Source organism: Morganella sp. HSTU-ASny43, from assembly GCF_022819185.1.
GTDB lineage: Bacteria > Pseudomonadota > Gammaproteobacteria > Enterobacterales > Enterobacteriaceae > Morganella > Morganella morganii.
Genome location: NZ_WSPG01000001.1, coordinates 63781 through 83966, shown reverse-complemented (window position 1 = coordinate 83966; position 20186 = coordinate 63781). Strand labels below are relative to the sequence as shown.

Genomic DNA, 20186 nt, shown 5'->3' with positions numbered 1-20186 from the left:
TTTCAGCCCCGGAAAACGGAATAAAGTTGCACAGTGACAAAATGTTGAGCAAAATGTCCGATTACTGGAAATATAACCATGGTAATTTATGCCTCAGAATGAATCCTTTTGTGTAACCGGTGAGATGCGCCTTTGGTACATAAAAAGCTAAATTATGTCGTTATCGTCGTCGTCGCGCTGTTCGCGGCGGCGCTGATCGCCATCAATATCAGCTGGCCATCGCAGCAGCCGCAGCTCAACCGTATTCTCGCGCGGGGGGAACTGCGTGTCAGCGCAGTGGCATCACCGCTTATCAGCTTTAATAAGCAGGGACAGGCCAGCGGTTTTGATTACGAACTGGCGCAGCGTTTCGCGGACTACCTCGGGGTAAAACTGGTGGTGCGGGAACGCGACGGTGTCAATGACCTGTTCAGCGACCTTGCCAATAATGATGCCGATCTGCTCGCCGCTGGGCTTATCTATAATGAAGACCGCCTGGACAACGCGCTGAGCGGCCCGACATATTACACCGTCGCACAGCAGCTTCTCTACCGCATGGGTAACAAACGTCCGCGGGATTTGGGCGATCTCGGCTCTCCGGTCTGGGTCACAGCCGGCAGTGCTCACGCCCGCCTGCTCCGCCAGCTCAAAGCAGATAAATATCCGGATCTGGATATCCGTGAAATTGCCGATAAAAACAGCAGCCATCTGCTTCAGCGACTGGCAAAAGGTGAGATTGATTATGTCGTCAGCGATTCTGTCAGCGTGGCACAGGAACAGCATATTCATCCGAATGTCACGGTGGCCTTTGAGGTCACAGAAAACCAGCCGCTGACCTGGTATCTGAAACGCAGTGAAGACAGCAGCCTGAATGCCGCCCTGCTCGATTTTTTCAACCAGACACGGGAAACCGACACCCTGGCGCGTCTGGAAGAGAAGTATTTCAGCCACATGAATCAGTTTAATTATGTGGATACCAAAACCTTTATTAATGCCATCAACACCCAACTGGCCACTTACCGCCCGCTGTTTGAAAAGTACGCGGGGAAAATGGACTGGCAGGTACTGGCTGCGATAGCCTGGCAGGAATCACACTGGAACCCGACCGCCACCTCACCGACCGGCGTGCGCGGCATTATGATGCTGACCCGGCCGACGGCGGATTTCTTCGGGATTGAGGATCGCCTTGACCCTGAGCAGAGCATCAAGGGCGGCGGGACATATATAAATTACCTGATGGACAAACTGCCGGATTCCATCCCCGATGATGAAAAAATCTGGTTTGCCCTCGCCGCTTATAATATGGGCTACGGTCATATGCTGGATGTCCGCAAACTGACCGAGATGCAGGGGGCGGATCCGGACAGTTGGCTGGATGTGAAATCCCGTCTGCCGCTGCTGAGCAAAAAAGCCTATTATCAGTCTCTGCCGTACGGCTATGCGCGCGGTTACGAAGCTTACCGCTATGTGGAAGGGGTGCGTCGTTACCAGCTCAGTTTACAGGGCTATCTCGATTTACATCAGGAAGAGCTGCTGTTACAGCAGCCGCAGGAAGAAACGGCAGAGATTCTGACCTCTGCCGCACCAAACTGATCACTCATTCTCTGATTTCTGACTTTCCGCATGCTGTTTTTTCAGGGCTTTTTTCTCCGCACGGCGGTGGCGGAAAAATTCACTGAGCATTGCCGAACACTCCTCCCCCAGCACGCCCCCTGTCACTTCCATATAATGATTGAGACGCGGTAAGGTCAGCAAATCAATAAATGACCCCGCAGCACCGGTTTTCGGCTCTGCCGCGCCGTACACCAGACGTTTGATCCGGCTGTGGATCAGTGCCCCGGCACACATCATGCAGGGTTCGAGGGTGACATACAGTGTGGCATCGGTAAGACGGTAATTTTCCAGCACCGCCCCGGCCCCGCGCAACGTAACAATTTCAGCGTGGGCTGTCGGGTCATGGCTGAGGATCGGCTGATTGAAACCACCGGCAATGCGCTGATTATCTTTCACCAGCACAGCCCCGACCGGGATCTCTCCGGCCAGCGCCGCCTCTTCTGCCAGCGCCAGCGCCTGCCTCATCCAGAATTCATCATTATTATAAGGTGTTGTACTGTCAGTCACGTGGATACCTGCTTATTTAAAATCAGGCACAGTATAGCGTCACTTTTGTCAGGCAGGCAGTTTCTTTACGCCGTAAACAGCGCCAGTTTGGCGGCAAAGCCCATAAAAAACAGTCCGATGGTGCTGTTGCCCACTTTTGCCGCCTGTTTTTTGTGGCGGAAGAACTGTGATAATTTAGTGCCGCTGTAAATTAAAAAGGAGAGATACAAAAAACTGACCGTTTCCAGAATCAGCGCCAGCACGCCATAACTCACCGCCGGATGAGAATAATTAAAATCAATAAACTGGATAAAGAAAGAGACATAAAACAGAATTGCTTTCGGGTTTGTCAGGCTCAGGATCAGGGCTTTATTAAAGGCATTTTCCGCTTTCAGCGGCTTATCCTCATGATGCCCCTTCTTCTGCATAAAGGTGGCATAGAGGATTTTCAGTCCCAGATACAATAAATACGCGGCACCGAGGTAACGCACGGCGGTAAATAATGCCGGAGAGGCTTTAATCACTGAGGCCACGCCCAGAAATGACAACATGATCAGTACCGCATCACCGGTAAATACGCCCAGTGCGGCCTGGTAACCTTTTTTATATCCGAATGTCGCACTGGATTTAAGGACATACAGTGAGTTCGGCCCCGGCACAAGGATAATAAAAATAACGCCGATAATATAAGTACCGATATTCAGTATGCCCAGATTTTCAAACATAACGCCTCCGTGGTGTGTGCAAATTTACTGCTGATTTTTATTATTTTGTGTTCAGATTAATAAATCACAAAATACATGCCACGGATATACCCACTCTGTTATAAGGTTATTTTCCCGTTTTCCTGCGGCATTTTGCGGCCGCGGGGATAAAATATCAGGATAAATACCCATACTGCCGATAATGCTGCGCCTGCCATTGCCAGATTAAACCCGCCCGCAAAGGCTTCATAAACTGTATTCTGCACGGCAACTGTCAGTTCTCCGCTCTGTGCGCCGGTAATAAGCTGCTCTGCAGACGGCAGCTGACGGTGCTGCGCAATACTGACCGCCCGCTGTATCATCAGTGTACCGAGCAGTGCCACCCCCAGCGTCATACCGGTCTGGCGCATCATATTCAGTGTCGCCGATGCCACGCCGGAACGCGCCGGATCAGCGGCATGCATAATCAGCGCCCCGGTGGCGGGAATCGATAATCCCATACCGGTGCCGAGCATAAACAGCATCAGCCCTGTCAGCGGATACGGCGTATACGGCGTCAGTAAAGTCATCAGCCCGCAGGCCGCTGCGGTCAGCAGCAGACCGGTGCCGAGGATCAGCCGGATACTCAGTTTGCGGGCGATCCGCCCGAAAGAGAATGCAAACAGCGCCATGGCGATAAATTCCGGCGACATCCGCCATCCTGCTTCAAGGGCATTCCAGCCCTGCGCTTTCTGTAAAAACAGCGCGATAAAAAACACATTGGTGTAAGCCGCAAAACCAATCACAAACGAGGCCAGATTATAGTGCAGATACTCGCGGCGTCCGAAATCCGCCAGCGGCAGCAGCGGTTTTGCCACCCGGCTTTCGGTGTACAGAAATAATAAAAGAAAAATAATTCCGCCGGTGACAGTTAACAGCGTCAGCGGATGCAGCCAGCCATGAATACCCGCCTCTGTCAGCCCGTATGTCACACAGCCCAGCGCTGCGATACTGAGTAACTGCCCTGCCGGATCAAACGCCGCTTTCTCCGGATCCGCACTTTCACGGATGCCGTACTGCCCGAGCAGAAACGTGATTATACCAACCGGAATATTGATCAGAAAAATGCCTTCCCAGCCGGTGGTATGCACCAGCACGCCGCCGAGGATCGGCCCGGTAATCAGTGACAGCGCACTGACCGATGACCAGATACCAATCACACGGATCCGCTGCTGATTATCCGCAAAAGTATGCGTGATCAGCGACAAAGCTCCGGGGATCAGCAGCGCCGCCGCTATCCCCTGCACTACCCGCCCTGACAGCAGCAACGGCAGTGTATCCGCCAGTGCACAAAGCAGTGAGCCGAGGGTAAAAATCAGCACACCCGCCAGCCACATCTTTTTGCGCCCGTAACGGTCACTCAGCGGACCGGCGGACAGGATAACGGCGGATAAGCACAATGCATAAGCATCTATCAGCCACTGTAATGACACCATCGGTGCATCCAAATCATGCTGAATGGCCGGCAGTGCCACATTCACGATACTGATATCCAGCGTTGCCATAAAAGTACCCAGGCAAATCGCGGTAGTAACGGCAAAATAACGAAGTCTGTTCATAGTGTTCTCCTTTCACAGAGGCAGAATACACATTGACCGACCGACGGTCAATAAAAATGAGAACGTATTTCATTTGCGCATTTTTTTCGCCTTCATACCCCGGAAATGGCATAATGAGGGTTTTCCGTTATACAAGGCACGTTTATGACTCAGTCAGCAGAACACAAACCCCGTTTTAAACCTGCCGATGTCCGGATCAATGAACTGATGGATGCCGCCGAATCACTGTTTCTCGAAAAGGGATTTGATGCCACTACAGTCAGTGACATTGTGGCGCGGGCCGGTGTCGCCAAGGGAACCTATTACCACTATTTTGCCGCCAAACCGGACATTTACGAGGCATTACGCCACCGTTATATGGACTGGTTTCTGTCACAGACTCAGCAGGCGATGGATGCCTGTGCGGCAGGTGATGCGGATGCCAGACTGGCAGCCTGGTGTGATCGTTCTGTCACGGCCTATACTGAAAAACAGGAACTGCATGATGTCCTGTTCCATCAGGGATTTCACCAGCAGGGCAATGACCATGAAAATGCCGTGCTGAATCAGCTGCTTGCCCTGATTGCGGAAGGTGAGAAGCACAGTCACTGGCGGGTGGCACATCCGGATATCACGGCCATGATTATTTATCACGGTATGCATGCGGCGGTGGATACCCTGCCGCAGTCCGGACACTACACCGCACAGACGCTGGGCGGCGTGCTGTATGAACAGTTTCTGCGCTTTCTGAAGGCCTGATCTGCTCTGATAAAAAAAGCCCGGTCGCAGCCGGGCTTTGCACACTCTGTTGTTTATACAGATAAAAATCAGCGTAATGTTTCATCCGCACGCAGAGTTAACACTTCATAGCCGGTCGCGGTCACCAGAATGGTGTGTTCGGACTGCGCGGATAATTTTTTATCCCGTGTCACCACCGTCCAGCCATCTTTTTTGGTTTTGATTTTCGCGCCACCCTGGTTAATCATCGGTTCGATGGTAAAGGTCATCCCCTCTTTCAGTTCCGTTCCTTTACCGCGCACACCATAGTGCAGCACCTGCGGGGCTTCATGCATCTCACGGCCGATACCGTGACCGCAATACTCGCGCACCACGCTGTAGCCGCGTGATTCAGCATAATGCTGAATAGCTGAACCGATATCCCCCAGCGTCGCGCCCGGTTTCACCTGCTGAATACCTTCCCACATGGCATCATAGGTGGTTTTCACCAGTTTACGGGCCAGCGGCGATGCTTCCGGCATCACATACATTTTACTGGAATCGGCAATAAAGCCGTTCTTTTCCAGTGTGATATCCACGTTAATGATATCTTTATCTTTCACCAGTTCGTCCGCTTTCGGAACGCCGTGGCACACCACTTCATTCAGCGAGGTATTCAGCACATACTGAAACCCGTACTGTCCTTTACTGGCAGGGCGTGACTGAAGGGTATTCACAATATAATCTTCAACTTTGTCATTAATCGCCAGCGTGGAAACACCCGGTTTAATGAAATCGTCCAGCATGGCAAAAACGCTTGCCAGCAGACGACCTGATTCCCGCATCAGCTCAATTTCTTCAGGTGTTTTTATAACGATACTACTCATGCTGTTCTCCTTTCCGGCTGACAGACTCTTTTTCCAGCATTTCGCTGACAAGCATTGTGAAGGTTTTATCCGGATTCATTTCAGCCTGCATTCCGATTTTGATCCAGAATTCTGCCTGAGCATTGATAGAGCGCGACATCACTGTGCTCGCTCGGCGCAGATATTCATGTAATTCATCGGAGATTTTAACAATACCCACGTGAAATCCTTAACTGATAAACCATATATAAAACAGATATGGTTCATATAGTAGACCTCCCGCAAACGGGAATCAATCGCATCCTGCTTATTCAGCATAATCCGCAAAAAATGCGGTTCAAAAAATAAGCAGCCCCATTCCTCTTTTTACCTGATCCAGCGTCTGCTGTGTCACTTCCCGCGCTTTTTCTGTCCCGCGGCGGATAACCGAGAGCAGATAAGACTTATCCGCCATCAGTCGCGCCCGCTCCTCACGGATCGGTGCCAGCAGTGCCTGCAGGCACTCGTTCAGCACTGATTTGCACTCCCTGTCGCCTAAACCGCCCGCCTGATAACGGGCTTTCATCTCAGCAACCAGGGCTGTATCCGGATGAAACGCATCAAGATACGCAAACACCACATTGCCCTCAATCCGGCCGGGATCAGACACCCGCAGATGCTGCGGATCGGTAAACATAGCATTGACGGCACGCGTCAGGTCATCCGCACTGACAGAGAGATTAATGGCATTTCCCAGTGATTTGGACATCTTACCGTTACCGTCAATCCCCGGCAGGCGGCCGGTTTTACCGACTTCAGCACGGCAGTGAACCAGTAATTCCTGCCCGGTAACATGATTGATTTTGCTGACAATCTCATTGGTTTGTTCAATCATCGGCAGTTGATCTTCCCCGACCGGCACCAGATCAGCTTTAAACGCAGTGATATCCGCCGCCTGGCTGACCGGATAAATCAGAAATCCGGCCGGCAGTGTACGGGAGAACTGCTTCTGAATGATTTCCTGTTTAACCGTCGGATTCCGCTCCAGCCGGGAAACGGTCACCAGATTGAGATACAGCAGTGTCAGTTCAGCCAGTGCGGGCAGCGCCGATTGCAGACAAATCACCGAATGGGCGGGATCGATGCCTGCCGCCAGGTAATCCGCCGCTACATCATAAAAATAACGGTTTACTTTTTCGGGTTGCGCACCGTTATCCGTCAGTCCCTGCATATCCGCCATCAGAATATACTGCACGGCAGAATGCTGAAGTCTGACCCGCTGTTGCAGCGAGCCGGTATAGTGTCCGAGGTGTAACGGCCCGGTGATACGGTCGCCGGTCAGAATAACGGATTGGGTGTGATGAACAGACATACGATTTCCTCTTTTATTGTGATCAGAGGCCGCCGGGGTGAATGCAATATGTCTGAAATGAAATCGCCGCACTCCGGCGGCGATTTTTGCAATTAAAACTGAATAACAAAACCGGCGCCGCATGTTGTGCGCCACCAGAAAGCATTGTGTGATAAACAGCCTGGAATTTTATTATTCATCATGCTGACAATGTACAACCTTTATATCTTATTGCCACTCTTTTTTTTGCTGCGACGGATATTTTCATTTCTGCTGTTTTTATTTACATACTTTATTCTTTGTCAGCACACCCCGGACAAAGATGACAAATCATGACAATAAATCAGTTTTCTTTCATTGAGTTACCGGCTTTATCAGGTAGAATCAGTCAGTGAAGACACATTATGATTTATTACCTTCCGCCGGAGAATGTTTATCGGATCAGACTAAAGTTATATTAAGGAGAATATATGTTTTTACTGACACTCGGATTTATTATCTTATCCTGTCTGTTTGCCACCGTCATGAGCCCGAAATGGGATGATTAAATGAACGCAGACGTATTGTCTCTCTGAACGCCTTTCAGTGTTATATCAAAACTGAAAGGCGTTTTTATTTATGATGCTGTGCAATACTCTGTTCTCCCTTTCCTTCCCGGCAAAAGCACATTTTTTTGATCAGTCATTTTTTGACTAATTCATATAATTTAACTATCTTCAAGATGTTACCAAGCTGAAAGTAACGCCTGACGCCTCTGAACCGGTTTCGTTTGTTCAGAGGCTTTTTTATTTCCCGTCAGAAATGTTGGTCAATAACCCGGTAATGCATTGTATATCATGGAAAAAATATACTGCAATATAAGTATCCCACCTGATATAAACAACTACGTGTAAATACTAAAAATAACCGTAAATACATTTTTATGCTGTACATCTTCCGTACAGCGACTATATTGATAAGCAGTTTTAATTAATTGATATTCACATTACTGACCTGCTCCTGACTGTGCAGGTACACGTTCTGACATGATTTACCCGCACACTAACCTGTGCGGGTATTTTTTATTCCCCGGACGACTGACAGCAGCAGGATTTTTTCCCCGTCAGCGCGGCTTCCTGTACCGGCGGACAAGCCACCGTGCCGTAAGAACAAAATACACAGCAGTCTCCCGGAAGCGGTTATGGTGTGACACCGTAAAAAACAACACCTGCCACCGGTTTCCCTGTAACGGCCTTGTGTTGTGCTTTTGTTTAGACAGCTCCCTTTATTATACACACATGAACTTTCCATACTGTTCATGATTATCATACCTATATCCTTTCCGCCCGGTCACGTTTTGTGTCCGGGCTTTTTTTTATTCTTTTCACTTTCTTCCGGGCACAAAAAAGGTCACCGCAGTGACCTTATTTATTATCTTTGTATCAGCGGGGAATTTTAATGATCCCGCCAATGAAAACACCGACGATAAACGGGAATCCCCCGAAGCCCAGACCGATTCCCCCGCCGATAATCAACTGACCACCGGTTTTTTCCGGTGTTACCGACGGAGAAACATCACCGCTTCCCGGCCGGAGAAAATCAGCGATTCCGCTGCCGATGACAGCGTCACACTCACGAACAGATAATTCTTTCATACGGATATCCTTATCAATAAAAAAGTCATATAGCGACACACCGGTTTACAGATAACGTCATGGTATGTGCATATATACTCCATATTATTTAAATCTTAATCAAGAATTCCTTTTTTACATCATGAAAAACAGAGAATAATCCGTATATACCGGTATTCATGCTAACTAATCCGTGGTCTTATTTATTATTCACAGCGACAATATAATCAGATATTACCTATCACCCCTCTTCAATAAAAAATAATTTCATTATTTATCTTACACTTCAATTTTAATTACTGACTGTTATTAAATAACACATTACTTACACGGACTGAATCGTTCTTTATTAGCCTGAGACAGTTCCAATGCCGCAAAAGCTTTGGCTTTTTCATCATACTGATCACTTTTCAGTACATCAGAGGCCAGAGTTTCAATATCGCTCCGGTTTGTTTTTTAGTATTTGATTGTACCAGTACCGATGTGGCCAGTTTCTTTATCATAGGAGATGGATTTTTATGTCCCGGCACCCGGCCGCCTGTGATATTAATTTTTAAAATAATCGGGATTAATGACACTCCATTATTATTTACCAATGGAAATAAATAAAAAATAACAAGCATCATCCCCCTTTACTTTACCCCTGTTTTTTCGCAGAAGAACAAAAATAAATTCCGGAAATAATTAAAGCACCACTTAAAAAATGGAAACTGTGTAATTTTTCACTGAGGAAAAGAACACCAAAGAAACCGCCACTCAGCGGGATCAGGTGAGAGAAAATCTCCCCTCTTGTTGCACCGATAGTCAGGATACCTTTATTCCACAGCAGGTATGATAGCCAAGACGGAAAAATAACCAGATAGGCAAGCCCGGATATAAACAGCGGCGAGGCATAATTTCCCATATTGCTGATCTGAAAATCATGTGAAAACAGATAAATAATCAGTATTGGTAACATCATCAGGCTGCCGGTCACCGAGCTGATGGCCACAAATGCATTACCTTTCACCTCACGGGGTTTCAGTCTTAAAAAAGCACAATACAACGCCCAGCTGATGGCGGACCCCAGTGCCCACAAATCTCCTTTATTCAGATGACTGATCACTTCTGAAAAATTCAGATTACCTTTAAATATCAGATAAATCACACCTAACGTACTCAATAATACGCCGATATAATTTTTCCCCTGAATTTTTTCTTTAAACACCAGCGCATTGATCAGTAAAACAATTGACGGCGTTGCCGACATATAAATAGCAGCATTAAGTGCTGTGGTATATTGCAGACCAATATACAATGTGACCGGGAATAAAACCTGTCCGCATAATGACAGAAACAGAATTATCCCTTTTGCCTTTTTCATGAATTCCCACTGCTGTTTCACCTGACTGAAATACAGCGTCATCAGTAAAACCGCCGTCACCAGCCAGCGCAGTTGCGATAAAATCACCGGGTCGGCTTCTGTCACCAAAAGATGCCCGACAACATAGTTCCCGCCCCAGAAACACGCCGCCAGCGTTAAGAATAAATAAGGCATATCCCGCTCCCGCCTGGCCAATATTTATCCGACCGTAACATGGTGACCACAAAGCAGACTTGTTATTTATCAAAATAGTTATGGTTTTTAAAATAATTTTTAATGAATGTGGCCAGGAGTGGCCGCCGGTTCTGTGCCCGGAGATGTCATAATCATATTCCGCCCGCTGCTGCCGGACCTGCTGGAAGCCACCGGTATCACACAATGCACGCCGTGCTACCCGCCGATAACGGATAATCACGCTTACTGGAATCTGCTGTCACACTACAGTGCCAACAGTTTTATGCTGTCGTCAGTAGATTCGGTAAAACAGCTGATCAGTGACTATGTGCTGTATCAGGATACAGACCGGCAGCGCTGCAAACAGATAAACCAATTGCTGAGCGGTATTCACGCGGTTGATTCAGTACTGGATGACCGCCTTGTCCGGGGAAAACCTTACCGCTGTCTGGATCTGACAATGACACTGGATCCGCATAAATATGACAATACCGGCGATGCCTTTATGTTTGTCATGCACTTATATCATTTCTTCCCGTTCTGCCTGTCAGAAAATATGATGCTGAAAATGAATGTGCAATTTACCGATAATGATACGGTCTGGCATTTGGCGCCTTATTTACTGAACGGGTATAAATCACTGATTTAAACATGTGCATCTGAGGGAAGTAGCTGAAATAAACGGGCCGCTATCACAGATTAACAGCCCGTTTTCAGAGACAGGAATTAACAGCGTATTTATTCGTCAACCGCCAGCGCCGGCGCTGAAAGAAGCAGGCACAGAGGTAACAGTAAATTAATTTTTATTTTCATCATCATCCGTACTGTTATTTGAGTAGTTACTCCGGACATCTGCCAGCATTTTTTCCTTGGCAAAATCTTCTTCCAGCGCATTCATGCAGTAGTTGATATAGAAGTATTGAAATAATAATGTCCAGAATCCGTTAAGACGCAGAGAAATGCCGAATTCTTTTGCTGCATAATATTCTAAAGCGCTCTTCATCTTAAATGCCCAGACAATCCAGAAAACAGTCATCCCGATTGTGATGATAGTACCCAATATATCATAAATATTGTTTGATTCAGCGATATACCCGTAATTATAGGCATCACTCATAAAGCTGAATACATCCATAAAGACACCCCCATTGCAATCGCCAGATAAATGAACACTGAACTTTCAAATGGTTTCATTTTCAGCTCTGAATTAAAGGCATCAGTATTTTTTCAGGCCCACATTATCGGATAAATACCCGCAGTTAATATGCTGAGCAATACAAATTTACCGGTTCCCTGATTTGTGATTGACTTCAATGTGTTGATATTTTTCATTGCATACCTGTTGCTTTGAGTGAAGAATATACAGGAAGTCCCTGTTCTGTTGATTCATACCGATATAAATTGTGTCAGCAATTCCTGCCACAACTGTGCAAGATAATTTTTTCACTGTTACAATATATTTTATTCTGCAAATGTTACACTTCCGGCAATAAATAATAAAGCCACAGCAATACTTCGGCCCTTTATTCCGGAAAAACAAATAACATCAAAATAATGATTTACCAATCACATCAGATCATTATTATTTTTTTATAAAAATACACAGGTAACCCCGGTGGCACTATTCCGGATTTATCACTGCTGACAATTTCTGTCATTCAACGGGGCTATGATATGAAAAACCACAGGAGGCAGCATGTTTAAACCAAACAGCATTATTCTGTACGTCAGCGACGTTGAGAAAAGTACCCGTTTTTACACCAGACTTCTTAATGCAGAGCCTGTTGAACAATACAGTGAATTTTCTGTTTTTGCCTTATCGGACGATATGATATTAGGACTTCAGGCAAAATCCGGTATCGACCCTGCACCACAACCACATATTGGCGGTACGGAAATATGCATGTCAGATATCAGTAACCGGGAAGTTGATGAGATTTTCCGCAAATGGAGTGAACTGGGAGTGGAGATTATTATGAAACCCGTAATGCTGGATTTCGGCTATACTTTCGTGGCAACCGACCCCGATGGTCATCGCCTGAGAGTCTGTGCGACTGACACCACAAATATTGATTGATGATAATCTGTGATCTGATAAAATAACAGGGAATACACTCCCTGTTATTTTTTGCACAAACCAGTATCAGCAACATAAACCGTTGATGACCTGAATGAGGCTTTCGGGCATTCGATATATCCCTCAGATATAAGTTTTTTATCCATGTACATCGGACCGATTATTAATAAAATAAATGAAAAAATAGCCAAAGAAAGGAATATATAAAATAACACTTTGAAAAATTTATGCTTTTTAAGAAATTTTTCTTTATTTAAAAAAATCATGATACTGCCTGATGCAAAGTACAGTAACAATGGTACAGAAAGTATAAAAAACTGACCAATATGAACCTTGATAATATCTTTTTTATTTATATAGTCTGAAAAGTACACTACCGATAGCCATATATAAAAAACAGATAGCATAATCAGCAGCAATGCCATGAACGCTATATTATATTTTTTCTTCACCGGCTCATCCATGTCTCTGTTCCCTGAAAATGTACATCTATGATGAAAGTCATGTCCTGACTCGGTATACCGGTACATTATATTGAATTCTGTGCACCGTTCAGTTTTTGAGGCATTTTATCTCCGTTCCGGAAATTTTTGGGCATACTGTCATCTGTAACAGCCTTACCGGGTGTTACCAACCGATAAAAGCCGCTATAATCAGTTCCGGGAACACTGCCGGAAGCGGCAGAGAGTAACGTATAAGTGCAAGATATAAGTTACTGAATTTTAAATAATTTATATGGTGATAGCGATTATGGCGTTACTGATTACCGAACGTTGCATAAACTGCGATATGTGCGAACCTGAGTGCCCTAATGAAGCGATTTCAATGGGGGATTCTATCTATGAAATTAATCCTGATTTATGTACTGAGTGTGTCGGGCATTATGATAAACCGACCTGCCAGTCAGTCTGTCCGATTACCAACACCATTATTATCGATCCTGAACATACCGAAACACAGGAAATGCTGTGGGATAAGTTTGTGCTGATGTATCACGCCGATAAGATTTAAGCGTAATGATGCGCCCGCAGAGGGCGCAATTTCAGGTGTTTGTTTCGAGAATAACCGTAGCACAAGCGTAATGACGCTCGTCGGCAATAGAGACATGGTAGTGTGTGACTTCACGGGCGGCAGCCAGTTCTCCGGCATAGCCGAGAAAGGTCAGGTTAGGTTTGCCTAGTGAGTCATTACTGACTTCAAACTGGTTAAACGCCAGCCCCTGACGGATCCCGGTGCCCAGTGCTTTGGATGCCGCTTCTTTAACCGCAAACCGCTTGGCCAGAAAGCGCACCGGCTGTTTATGCTGCCGGTACACGTCCCATTCCGCGTCACTGAGGATCCGTTTTGCAAAGCGGTCGCCGGAACGCCCGATAACCGCTTCAATACGACTTATTTCAACAATATCTGTACCAATGCCGACAATTGCCATTAACGACGGGCTTCCCGCAGCAGGGTTTTCATATCCGCAACAGCAGCAGCCAGTCCGCTGAAGACCGCACGGCCGATGATCGCATGGCCGATATTCAGCTCATAAATCGCCGGCAGTGCCGCAACACGCTGGACGTTGTGATAGTTCAGACCGTGTCCGGCATTCACTTTCAGGCCCTTACCAGCCGCATAAGCAACCGCATCTTTGATACGGATAAATTCTTTGTCTTCTTCCTGAGACGTTTCCGCGTCCGCATAAGCGCCGGTGTGGATCTCAATAAACGGTGCGCCGACATCATCCGCAGCATCAATCTGGGTATGGTCAGGGTCGATAAACAGGGAAACTTTAATACCCGCTTCAGTCAGGCGTTTCACCGCACGGGCGATTTTTTCTTTCTGACCGGCAACATCCAGACCGCCTTCCGTAGTAACTTCCTGACGCTTTTCCGGTACCAGGCAGCAGAATGCCGGTCTGATACGGCAGGCGATATCGACCATTTCATCAGTGACCGCCATTTCCAGGTTCATACGGGTCTGAATGGTTTGTCTCAGCAGTTCCACATCACGGTCGGTGATATGACGGCGGTCTTCGCGCAGATGCACAGTGATACCTTCCGCCCCCGCCTGCTCTGCGACAAATGCCGCCTGAACCGGGTCAGGATAGTTGGTGCCGCGTGCATTACGGACAGTTGCAATGTGGTCAATGTTTACACCCAATAAAACTTCACTCATTTTTTATCATCCTCCGGGTAACTTTTGTTATTCAGTTTAACCTTTTTCAGACGAAGAGGAACCACTGCGGCCATTTTCTTTTGAAACCAACGGCGGGCGCACAAATTGACGAAATAATTCGCGGCTTTTCAATGGCTTTCCGCCGAGATAGGGTTTTAAAGCGATGCGGGTGAAGCGTTTGGCGGCACGTAAAGTTTCCGCATCCGGGAATTCCCGGGCGGCAAGTGCTTTCAGTTCACGGCCGGTGAAACTGCTGTTATCCACCACCAGGCTGGCGATAAAGCCTTTTTCCTCACGGTAACGGTACGTCATGGTATCAGAGACTTCCTGTCCGCTGCCTGCACAGTGAAGAAAGTCCACGCCGTAACCGATATGATGCAGCAGTGCCAGCTCAAACTGACGCAGTGCCTGTTCCGGTGTGGTGTCGCTGGCCGCGAGATACTGAAGGCAGCGCAGATAGTCAAAAAACAGAGCGGAATAGGTGACGCCGTTAGCCAGCACACGGGAGAGCAGCTCATTGATATACAGACCGCTGTAAAGGACAGTACCACTCAGAGGTAATGCGAGGGAAATAGGATCCGCATCACGCAGGGTTTTCAGTTCCCCGCGCCCGCCCCAGCGGATCAGAAGCGGCGTAAAGGGCTGTAATGCCCCTTTGAGACCTGAACGGCGGCGGCGCGCCCCTTTCGCCAGCAGGCGCTGCCGCCCTTCCTGTTCAGTGAATACATCCAGCATCAGACTGGTTTCACTGTAAGGGCGACTATGGAGTACAAATGCGCGCTGCCAGCCGTCCATTGGTGCGTTACTTCAGGTCGTCAACATAACCCAGGCTGCGCAGTGCACGTTCATCATCTGCCCAGCCGGCTTTGACTTTCACCCACAGTTCGAGGTGAACACGGGCATCAAACAGGCGTTCCATATCAATACGGGATTCCGTCCCGATAGTTTTGATACGGCTGCCTTTGTTGCCGATAACCATTTTTTTCTGGCCTTCGCGTTCAACGAGGATCAGACCGTTGATCTGAAATACGCCGTTGTCCTGCACAACAAACTGTTCGATTTCCACAGTCACCGAGTACGGCAGTTCATCGCCGAGGAAACGCATCAGTTTTTCACGGATGATTTCAGAGGCCATAAAACGCTGTGAACGGTCAGTGATGTAATCTTCCGGGAAGTGGAACGGTGCCTGCGGAATGTGCTGACGCACGATGTTCGCAATGGTATCGACGTTCATTTTCTTCTCGGCACTGAGCGGCACCACGTCGAGGAAATCCATCTGCTGGCTGAGGAACGCAATATGCGGCAGCAGTTTGGTTTTATCTTCCACGTTGTCCACTTTGTTGATGGCAAGCAGTACAGGGCAGCGCAGAGAGCGGACTTTATTCAGTACCATCTCATCATCCGGCGTCCAGTTGGTGCCTTCAACCATGAAAATCACCAGCTCAACATCACCGATGGAGCTGCTGGCCGCACGGTTCATCAGGCGGTTGATTGCCCGTTTCTCCTCAATATGCAGCCCCGGGGTATCCACATAGATAATCTGGTAATTATCCTGTGTATCGATCCCCATAATGCGGTGCCGCGTGGTCTGCGGTTTCCGCGAGGTAATAGAGACTTTCTGCCCCAGTAACTGGTTCAGTAAGGTGGATTTGCCCACATTGGGACGTCCGACTATCGCGACAAAGCCGCAATAGGTGTTTTCTTCGCTCATTCAAGCTCCAACAAAATTAATGCTTGTTCCGCCGCGGCCTGTTCGGCTTTCCGGCGGCTGGAACCGGTTCCTTTTACCGGCTGTTCAACACCGCTGATTTGGCAGTGAATGGTGAACTCCTGATCGTGAGCTTCACCTTTTACCTGAACAACCAGGTAGTTCGGCAGAGGCAGATGCCGCCCCTGAAGGTATTCCTGTAACCGGGTTTTCGGGTCTTTTTGTTTATCCCCGGGCGAGATTTCGTTCAGTCTGGATTCATACCAGCTGAGGATAATCCGCTCAATTGTCTGAATATCACTGTCGAGAAAAATCCCGCCAATCAGGGCTTCGACGGTATCCGCGAGGATCGATTCACGGCGGCTGCCGCCGCTTTTCAGTTCCCCGGGCCCCAGGCGCAGACATTCGCCGAGGTTAAATTCGCGGGCCAGTTCCGCCAGGGTATTTCCGCGCACCAGTGTGGCGCGCATCCGGCTCATATCCCCTTCATCCACTTTCGGGAAGCGGTGATATAAATCATTGGCAATAACAAAACTTAAAATAGAATCGCCGAGAAATTCCAGGCGTTCGTTATGTTTGCTGCTGGCACTGCGGTGAGTGAGTGCCTGCATTAATAAGTCCTGACGGGTAAAAGTATAGCCGAGTTTTCGCTGCAGCTGGTTTATCACTATCGGGTTCATGTGCGACCAAAAATTAGGATGTTTATAAAACGCACACGCAACAGACCTGTAGCCGCGAAAAGCCGCGATACAAAACTGTTGCGTTTGCACTGGCTCCCCGTATACCGGGGAGCCAATCATTTTGCGGGGCATATTCTACACTGTGATTACAGGTAATGCTCAGCAAATTCTGTTTTTTCTATTCTATCCGTCCGAAACGGCTCAGGCGCAGACCGGTAGGCCATTCACCTTCCTGTTTTTCAAGGCTTAACCAGATAAAGCTTGCACGGCCGACCAGGTTTTGCTCAGGCACAAATCCCCAGACGCGGCTGTCCGCACTGTTATCGCGGTTATCACCCATCATAAAGTAATGCCCTTCCGGCACCACCCAGGTGTACTCCGGTAATCCCGGCTGACGGAACAGGCGCTGCCCGCTGATGCTGTCCGGGGTGATTTCCGGAACAGTCAGAATATGGTGAGCAACCGGCCCCAGGTTTTCAATCCGTTCCGCCTGACGACGATAACCGACTTCCATATCATCTTCGATAGGGAACTGACGTGCGCCGCCACTCATAAAGGAGCCGCCCAGCGGGGATTTTTCCCAGCGGATAGCCCACTCGCTTTCATACTCCTGACCATAGGTGACCGGCAGGGTTTCACAGCTGCTCTGGTCTTTGGTACAGCCCGGATAGACCTGTAACTCTTTGGCATACGGGTCATAAACAACTTTATCGCCCGGCAGGCCAATCACACGTTTGACATAATCGACACGCGGATCTTCCGGATATTTAAACACGACAATATCACCGCGCTTCGGCTCCCCGGTTTTGATCAGGGTGGTCTGCGTGATCGGGTCTTTTAACCCGTACGCGTATTTTTCCACCAGCATAAAGTCGCCGATTAACAGCGTCGGCATCATGGACCCGGACGGGATCTGGAACGGCTCATAAATAAATGAGCGCACGATCAGGACAATCGCCAGCACCGGGAACAGGGATGCGGTACCTTCCACCCAGCCCGGTTTGGCCACAGTCTCAGCCAGATGGGCCTGATCCATGGTTCCTTCAGTCAGCTCCGCCATGCGCGCCAGTTTTTTCTTACGGGCCGGCTGAATTTTAAATTTATTCACCGCCCAGATGATCCCGGTAACCAACGTTGCCAGGGTCAGGATCAGCGCAAAGGTGTTCGCCATTATGTCTCCTTACAACCTGCTGAATGATTAATCTTTGCCGACATGGAGAATGGCTAAAAACGCTTCCTGCGGTAACTCAACGTTACCGACCTGTTTCATGCGTTTCTTACCGTCTTTCTGTTTCTGCAACAGTTTCTTCTTACGGCTGACGTCACCGCCGTAGCATTTCGCCAGAACGTTTTTACGCAGCTGTTTCACTGTTGAACGCGCAATAATATGCATACCGATGGCAGCCTGGATCGCGATATCAAACTGCTGACGAGGGATCAGGTCTTTCATCTTCTCCACCAGCTCACGGCCGCGGTACATAGAATTATCGCGGTGCGTAATCAGTGCCAGTGCATCCACCCGCTCACTGTTGATAAGGATATCAACACGCACCATGTCAGACGCCTGGAAACGTTTGAAGTTGTAATCCAGTGATGCGTAGCCGCGTGAGGTGGATTTCAGGCGATCGAAGAAATCGAGCACCACTTCCGCCATCGGAATTTCATAGGTCAGAGCAACCTGATTACCGTGATAAACCATATTGGTCTGCACACCGCGTTTTTCGATACACAGGGTAATCACGTTACCGAGGTATTGCTGCGGCAGCAGCATATGACATTCCGCAATCGGCTCGCGCAGCTCTTCAATATTGTTGAGCGGCGGCAATTTGGACGGGCTGTCGACATAGACGATTTCACCGCTGGTGGTTTCCACTTCATAAACAACGGTCGGCGCGGTGGTGATCAGATCGAGGTCATATTCACGCTCCAGACGCTCCTGGATAATCTCCATATGCAGAAGACCCAGGAAGCCGCAGCGGAAACCGAAGCCCAGTGCGGTAGAGCTTTCCGGCTCATAGAACAGGGAAGCATCGTTGAGGCTCAGTTTACCAAGTGCATCACGGAAAGCTTCATAGTCATCAGAACTGACCGGGAACAGACCCGCATAGACCTGAGGTTTGACTTTTTTAAAGCCCGGCAGCGGTTTATCCGCCGGTGCGCGTGCGCCGGTTAACGTATCGCCGACCGGTGCCCCGAGAATGTCTTTAATCGCACAGACCACCCAGCCGGCTTCACCGCATCTGAGGATCTCTTTATCGACCTGTTTTGGTGTGAAGATCCCGAGGCGATCTGCGTTATACACCTGGCCGGTGCTCATCACTTTGATTTTGTCGCCTTTGCGCAGTGTGCCGTTTTTAATCCGGATCAGAGACACAACCCCTAAATAGTTATCAAACCAGGAGTCAATAATCAGTGCCTGTAACGGCGCATCAGGGTCACCTTCCGGCGGCGGAATATCACGTACCAGGCGTTCGATCACATCGGTCACGCCCACACCGGTTTTCGCCGAGCAGCGCACCGCATCGGCGGCTTCAATCCCGACGATATCTTCAATCTCTTCCGCCACCCGCTCCGGGTCGGCAGCAGGCAGGTCAATTTTGTTCAGAACCGGGACAACTTCCAGGTTCATTTCCATCGCTGTATAGCAGTTTGCCAGCGTCTGCGCCTCAACCCCCTGCCCCGCATCAACCACCAGCAGCGCCCCTTCACAGGCAGCCAGTGAACGGGAGACCTCATAAGAAAAGTCAACGTGTCCCGGGGTATCGATAAAGTTGAGCTGGTACGTTTCACCATTCTGTGCGGTGTAATCCAGCGTCACGCTCTGTGCTTTGATGGTAATGCCGCGTTCGCGTTCCAGATCCATTGAATCCAGAACCTGCGCTGCCATTTCACGGTCGGATAAGCCGCCGCAAATCTGAATAATGCGATCTGATAACGTGGATTTACCGTGATCGATATGAGCAATAATGGAAAAATTTCGGATGTGGTTGATTTTCAAGATAAAATTCTTCTTTGTAATGCCCTATAAAACTAGCTTTGGACACCTGTAAGGACTCAAAGCCAACACTCTATATTGCTGGTTAATAGACTTATTGGCAGCATTCTACATGCTACAGACACTCAACTCAAAGAAACGTT

At 48.4% G+C, this 20186-nt stretch carries 22 protein-coding genes and 1 pseudogene; 5 read left to right on the top strand and 18 right to left on the bottom strand.

The window, feature by feature from the left end:
• The first annotated feature begins 132 nt into the window (after positions 1-132).
• On the top strand, positions 133-1572 hold the full coding sequence (gene mltF / locus GN208_RS00425) for a membrane-bound lytic murein transglycosylase MltF (protein WP_004236959.1): 1440 nt from the start codon (positions 133-135) through the stop codon (positions 1570-1572).
• Here mltF and tadA read toward each other — a convergent pair whose 3' ends face one another.
• From tadA to GN208_RS00410, 3 genes are all read right to left on the bottom strand, one after another.
• Positions 1573-2100: a tRNA adenosine(34) deaminase TadA gene (gene tadA / locus GN208_RS00420; RefSeq protein ID WP_004241953.1), complete on the bottom strand. Its 528-nt coding sequence runs from the start codon at positions 2098-2100 to the stop codon at positions 1573-1575. It lies immediately after the preceding gene.
• Positions 2101-2165: 65 nt separating this feature from the next.
• Complete coding sequence (gene leuE / locus GN208_RS00415; protein ID WP_004236962.1) at positions 2166-2804, bottom strand: leucine efflux protein LeuE; 639 nt, start codon at positions 2802-2804, stop codon at positions 2166-2168.
• 98 nt (positions 2805-2902) lie between these two features.
• The gene (locus GN208_RS00410) at positions 2903-4381 is read right to left on the bottom strand and encodes an MFS transporter (protein ID WP_004236964.1); all 1479 of its coding nucleotides are present in this window, start codon (positions 4379-4381) and stop codon (positions 2903-2905) included.
• Positions 4382-4525: 144 nt separating this feature from the next.
• Between GN208_RS00410 and GN208_RS00405 the strand changes: the two genes are divergently transcribed.
• Complete coding sequence (locus GN208_RS00405) at positions 4526-5119, top strand: TetR/AcrR family transcriptional regulator (protein ID WP_004236965.1); 594 nt, start codon at positions 4526-4528, stop codon at positions 5117-5119.
• A 68-nt stretch (positions 5120-5187) separates the two neighbouring features.
• Here GN208_RS00405 and map read toward each other — a convergent pair whose 3' ends face one another.
• The 6 genes and pseudogenes from map to GN208_RS00380 all read right to left on the bottom strand — a co-directional run bounded on the left by map (position 5188) and on the right by GN208_RS00380 (position 10423).
• Positions 5188-5964 (bottom strand): type I methionyl aminopeptidase, encoded by a 777-nt coding sequence (map, locus tag GN208_RS00400; protein WP_004236966.1) that lies wholly within the window; start codon positions 5962-5964, stop codon positions 5188-5190.
• Positions 5957-6163 (bottom strand): ParD-like family protein, encoded by a 207-nt coding sequence (locus GN208_RS00395; RefSeq protein ID WP_004241949.1) that lies wholly within the window; start codon positions 6161-6163, stop codon positions 5957-5959. The genes map and GN208_RS00395 overlap by 8 nt, the downstream gene beginning before the upstream one ends.
• 117 nt (positions 6164-6280) lie before the next feature.
• Positions 6281-7294: a tryptophan--tRNA ligase gene (gene trpS, locus GN208_RS00390; protein WP_004236969.1), complete on the bottom strand. Its 1014-nt coding sequence runs from the start codon at positions 7292-7294 to the stop codon at positions 6281-6283.
• A gap of 1040 nt (positions 7295-8334) precedes the next feature.
• Positions 8335-8421 (bottom strand): annotated as a pseudogene (locus tag GN208_RS18115) (hypothetical protein); the annotation flags it as partial.
• 273 nt (positions 8422-8694) lie between these two features.
• Positions 8695-8907, bottom strand: coding sequence for a hypothetical protein (locus GN208_RS00385; RefSeq protein WP_004236972.1), 213 nt, complete (start codon positions 8905-8907; stop codon positions 8695-8697).
• 616 nt (positions 8908-9523) lie between these two features.
• The gene (locus GN208_RS00380) at positions 9524-10423 is read right to left on the bottom strand and encodes a DMT family transporter (RefSeq protein WP_004241939.1); all 900 of its coding nucleotides are present in this window, start codon (positions 10421-10423) and stop codon (positions 9524-9526) included.
• Positions 10424-10541: 118 nt separating this feature from the next.
• On the opposite strand from GN208_RS00380, the gene GN208_RS00375 reads away from it, so the two are divergent.
• On the top strand, positions 10542-11072 hold the full coding sequence (locus GN208_RS00375) for a type VI secretion system baseplate subunit TssF (protein WP_032098552.1): 531 nt from the start codon (positions 10542-10544) through the stop codon (positions 11070-11072).
• 147 nt (positions 11073-11219) lie between these two features.
• Here GN208_RS00375 and GN208_RS00370 read toward each other — a convergent pair whose 3' ends face one another.
• Positions 11220-11558 carry a hypothetical protein gene (locus GN208_RS00370; RefSeq protein ID WP_243828265.1) on the bottom strand — a complete coding sequence of 113 codons (339 nt, stop codon included), beginning with the start codon at positions 11556-11558 and terminating at the stop codon, positions 11220-11222.
• Positions 11559-12119: 561 nt separating this feature from the next.
• Between GN208_RS00370 and GN208_RS00365 the strand changes: the two genes are divergently transcribed.
• A complete protein-coding gene (locus GN208_RS00365; protein ID WP_004236978.1) occupies positions 12120-12500 on the top strand; it encodes a VOC family protein in 381 nt (126 codons plus the stop codon).
• 44 nt (positions 12501-12544) lie between these two features.
• Here GN208_RS00365 and GN208_RS00360 read toward each other — a convergent pair whose 3' ends face one another.
• Positions 12545-12964 (bottom strand): DUF1240 domain-containing protein, encoded by a 420-nt coding sequence (locus tag GN208_RS00360; RefSeq protein ID WP_004236979.1) that lies wholly within the window; start codon positions 12962-12964, stop codon positions 12545-12547.
• Positions 12965-13250: 286 nt separating this feature from the next.
• On the opposite strand from GN208_RS00360, the gene GN208_RS00355 reads away from it, so the two are divergent.
• Positions 13251-13511 carry a YfhL family 4Fe-4S dicluster ferredoxin gene (locus GN208_RS00355; protein ID WP_015422607.1) on the top strand — a complete coding sequence of 87 codons (261 nt, stop codon included), beginning with the start codon at positions 13251-13253 and terminating at the stop codon, positions 13509-13511.
• Between the two features lie 31 nt (positions 13512-13542).
• Here GN208_RS00355 and acpS read toward each other — a convergent pair whose 3' ends face one another.
• The 7 genes from acpS to lepA form a co-directional block, all read right to left on the bottom strand.
• A complete protein-coding gene (gene acpS, locus GN208_RS00350; RefSeq protein WP_004236981.1) occupies positions 13543-13929 on the bottom strand; it encodes a holo-ACP synthase in 387 nt (128 codons plus the stop codon).
• On the bottom strand, positions 13929-14660 hold the full coding sequence (gene pdxJ / locus GN208_RS00345; protein ID WP_004236982.1) for a pyridoxine 5'-phosphate synthase: 732 nt from the start codon (positions 14658-14660) through the stop codon (positions 13929-13931). Before pdxJ ends, acpS begins: the two co-directional genes overlap by 1 nt.
• 36 nt (positions 14661-14696) lie before the next feature.
• The gene (recO, locus tag GN208_RS00340; RefSeq protein ID WP_004236983.1) at positions 14697-15455 is read right to left on the bottom strand and encodes a DNA repair protein RecO; all 759 of its coding nucleotides are present in this window, start codon (positions 15453-15455) and stop codon (positions 14697-14699) included.
• Positions 15456-15462: 7 nt separating this feature from the next.
• Complete coding sequence (gene era, locus GN208_RS00335) at positions 15463-16371, bottom strand: GTPase Era (RefSeq protein ID WP_004236984.1); 909 nt, start codon at positions 16369-16371, stop codon at positions 15463-15465.
• Complete coding sequence (rnc, locus tag GN208_RS00330) at positions 16368-17048, bottom strand: ribonuclease III (RefSeq protein WP_004236985.1); 681 nt, start codon at positions 17046-17048, stop codon at positions 16368-16370. Before rnc ends, era begins: the two co-directional genes overlap by 4 nt.
• 178 nt (positions 17049-17226) lie before the next feature.
• Positions 17227-18219 (bottom strand): signal peptidase I, encoded by a 993-nt coding sequence (lepB, locus tag GN208_RS00325; RefSeq protein ID WP_004236987.1) that lies wholly within the window; start codon positions 18217-18219, stop codon positions 17227-17229.
• A gap of 27 nt (positions 18220-18246) precedes the next feature.
• Positions 18247-20040 (bottom strand): translation elongation factor 4, encoded by a 1794-nt coding sequence (lepA, locus tag GN208_RS00320; RefSeq protein WP_032098592.1) that lies wholly within the window; start codon positions 20038-20040, stop codon positions 18247-18249.
• Positions 20041-20186 lie beyond the last annotated feature (146 nt).